Annotated in this window: 1 protein-coding gene; it reads right to left on the bottom strand. The window is 52.7% G+C overall.

The annotated features are described in order from the left end of the window. Positions 1–14 precede the first annotated feature (14 nt). Positions 15–893 carry a F0F1 ATP synthase subunit gamma gene (gene atpG, locus ACIQVE_RS29545; RefSeq protein WP_402815479.1) on the bottom strand — a complete coding sequence of 293 codons (879 nt, stop codon included), beginning with the start codon at positions 891–893 and terminating at the stop codon, positions 15–17. Position 894: the final 1 nt, after the last annotated feature.

The following is an 894-nucleotide window of genomic DNA, read 5'->3' as shown; positions in this document are numbered from 1 at the left end:
AAAAAAACTGCATACTATAAAAATAATAAACGATAAACATCGGCAGCGCCGCCGACCAATAACGAGATCTCTTGGGTGATCGCAGCCTGACGCGCCTTGTTGTAGATCAGCTGCAAATCGCTGATCAAATCACCGGCGTTGTCGGTAGCGTTCTTCATCGCGATCATCCGCGCAGCTTGTTCAGCCGCGTTGTTCTCGACCACCGCCTGGTAGACCTGCGACTCGACGTAACGGACCATCAAGCCATCAAGCAGCTCTTTGGCGTCCGGTTCGTAGAGATAGTCCCAGTGGTGCTTGAGACCCTGATCCGGGGTTGCCACCAGTGGAATCAACTGCTCCACGGTAGGCTGCTGCGTCATGGTGTTGATGAACTTGTTGGACACCACGGACAGGCGATCAATACGGCCGTCCAGGTAGGCATCCAGCATCACCTTGACGCTGCCGATCAGATCATTGATCGACGGCTCTTCACCCAGGTGGCTGATAGCTGCAACGACGTTACCGCCGAAGTTGCGGAAAAAGGCCGCACCCTTGCTACCAACAACACACAGATCAATCTCGACGCCGTTTTCGCGGTTTACCGCCATGTCCTTGACCAGGGCCTTGAACAGGTTGGTGTTCAAGCCGCCGCACAAACCACGGTCACTGCTCACCACAACATAACCAACACGCTTGATTTCGCGGTCGATCATGAACGGGTGGCGGTATTCCGGGTTGGCGTTGGCCAGATGCCCAATTACCTGGCGGATACGCTCCGCATAAGGACGGCTAGCAGCCATGCGCATTTGTGCCTTGCGCATTTTGCTGACCGCCACTTTTTCATTTGATCTGTTTATCTTTTTGTTGGTTTTGATTCTGTTTATGTTTGTTGTAATCTGTTTTGGGCGTTTCATT

Origin of the sequence: Pseudomonas sp. NPDC098747 (assembly GCF_044760045.1) — a bacterium.
Taxonomy (GTDB): domain Bacteria; phylum Pseudomonadota; class Gammaproteobacteria; order Pseudomonadales; family Pseudomonadaceae; genus Aquipseudomonas.
The sequence above is the reverse complement of the archived record's forward strand: the minus strand, read 5'-3'. Positions and strand labels throughout refer to the sequence as shown.